General features: G+C 39.9%; 2 protein-coding genes. Both read right to left on the reverse strand.

Features of this window, described 5'->3' with window-relative positions:
- Positions 1-291: 291 nt before the first annotated feature.
- On the reverse strand, positions 292-696 hold the full coding sequence (locus ACM9J1_RS14340; RefSeq protein ID WP_415582785.1) for a hypothetical protein: 405 nt from the start codon (positions 694-696) through the stop codon (positions 292-294).
- Between the two features lie 449 nt (positions 697-1,145).
- The gene (locus tag ACM9J1_RS14345) at positions 1,146-1,775 is read right to left on the reverse strand and encodes a putative polyvalent protein kinase domain-containing protein (protein WP_415582786.1); all 630 of its coding nucleotides are present in this window, start codon (positions 1,773-1,775) and stop codon (positions 1,146-1,148) included.
- Positions 1,776-1,973: the final 198 nt, after the last annotated feature.

The raw sequence follows: 1,973 nt of genomic DNA on the forward strand, positions 1-1,973 counted from the left end.
ATAGTATACAAATAATTAGAATTATTAGGCTTGATTTTTTCTCTCGCAGAACTTTTCGACTTATAAAAAATATTGAAGGAATAAGTATTAAACCAAAAACACTTAAGTTTTCTATCATGATTTTTAGTTGCGAAGTTGATACTATGCCTGCTAACGTTCTCGCGCTAGACGCATGTTTGCGGCCAAAGCGAACAGTTTACTATCGGCTAAGATAGTGCTTTTACGTGAAGAAAATCCTGCGGCGAGTAGGCGAGCAGCAAATTGCGTTTAGCGTGTGTTGGCGGCAGTGTACTATTCTTGATACTGGAAATAGATAATAAAAACTTTACTATCTTCGATTGAAATTCCACTATCTCGCTTTTGCTTAAGAAATTCAAAGTTTTCGATTTCCTTCTCGAAATCTGTTGTTGTAACAATGTTTTGAAATTTTGATCTGCATTCATTGGCACTTCGATCGCAGTATTCTACCCACGATTCTTGGTTTTTTTGAGATTCGGAATCGTAACTCAGCCAATATAACTCACAAGTTCCGTCTTCAAATATATATTGAATTTGCCCGCCAATTATTGCAATTTTATTTTTTCTAGCCACTTCAATAACTTCTATAAAATCTTTTTCTCGGAAACCAAATTCATTTCCCATTGGGATTGCTTTATCTAAAATTTCTTTTGGAAGTTTTGCTTCTGATTTTTCCATTTTTAATTGCAAACATGAGTTACATTGACGCCAACGGCGGCAGACAGGCGAGGTTCGCGAATCCAGCGAACTGCGTTCTATCGGTGAATATACAAAATGTTCGTGATAAGAAACTTCCGGCGGGAAAAAACTAGCGAATCTTGCCTGTTTGCTGTTAGCGCAGTCGTGAAAATCAAAACATCTTTTCTCAAATTCAGCGCAATCTGCGCCGCAAAGTTTCCGCAAAGAATTTCACGTCCAGTTTTCACGCAATCGAAGCTAAACGGTTGGCGATCGGCGAGCAGCGAGCGCGATACGATACGCGCTAACGGTTTGCGGACAGGCGAGGTTTTCCGATGCCAGCAAACTGCGTTGTATCGGTGAAGATACGACATTTTTGTGAAGATGATTTCGCGGCAAGACCGAACAAGGAAATCTTGCCTGTTTGCTGTTGGCGGGTGTTTTCTAAATCAAACTTTCTTCCAAAAGTTTTCCGTGAGATAAAAAACAGTGTCGATAAAGTAAAGGACGTCGTTTCGGGTCAAAACGTTTTCATCATGCAAATCTTCAAGAATGATTCCCAGATCGACGTTTCTATAATCGTTATTTCTATTGTTCTCAAAACCGTTTTGCGTCATGAAATCTCTCACTTGCTGAAGATTTGTCGTTTCGGTTATTTCTACGAAAGGTTGTTTCACTACCGCGTAAAGTACTTCATTTTCTTTGGTAAAACCGATAAGTTCGTAGGCAGTGTCTGAGAAGAAATAATTATGCAGAAGTAAATTGAAGAAGTAGTCTTTCCATGATGTATAATAAATCGCATCGTTCAGTTTTATTACGTGTTCGGAATCCTTAAGATAAACTTTTTGTTCCGCACCTTCGCTGACGTACTGGGAAAAATCTATGTCATCAATCCATAGACTTTGTCGAGAAATGTAAAGTTCTAATTTCTCTGTTTCTTGTTTTTTGAAACGCTTTTGGTCCGAATCGCTTCGGCTTGCTTGCGCGCCATCGTCAAGGTAACTGGAGATTGCTTGGATAGCTGTTCCGAACCTAACTTGGCTCTTTCCTGAAATGACATTGTGTAATTCATCTTTCAAACTAATTTGCATTGGACAAATATACGCAAAGTTCTGCTTGCTTCATTCTTGGAGAATTGCCGGTTCAAATACCCGCCAACGGTCTCTGGCTAGGCGGCGTTGCGGTGCCGCGAACTGAGAGCTATCGGTGAAGATAGGGTTTTTTCGGGAGAAAAAACGCGAGGCTATTTAAACAGCCAGCAATGCTCGCTTAGCCAG

It is taken from the genome of Flavobacterium longum (genome assembly GCF_965137575.1).
Lineage (GTDB): Bacteria > Bacteroidota > Bacteroidia > Flavobacteriales > Flavobacteriaceae > Flavobacterium > Flavobacterium longum.

Coding starts and splice junctions, on each gene's coding strand:
- ACM9J1_RS14340 (WP_415582785.1), bottom strand. CDS start 696: ATGGAAAAATCAGAAGCAAAACTTCCAAAAGAAATTTTAGATAAAGCA.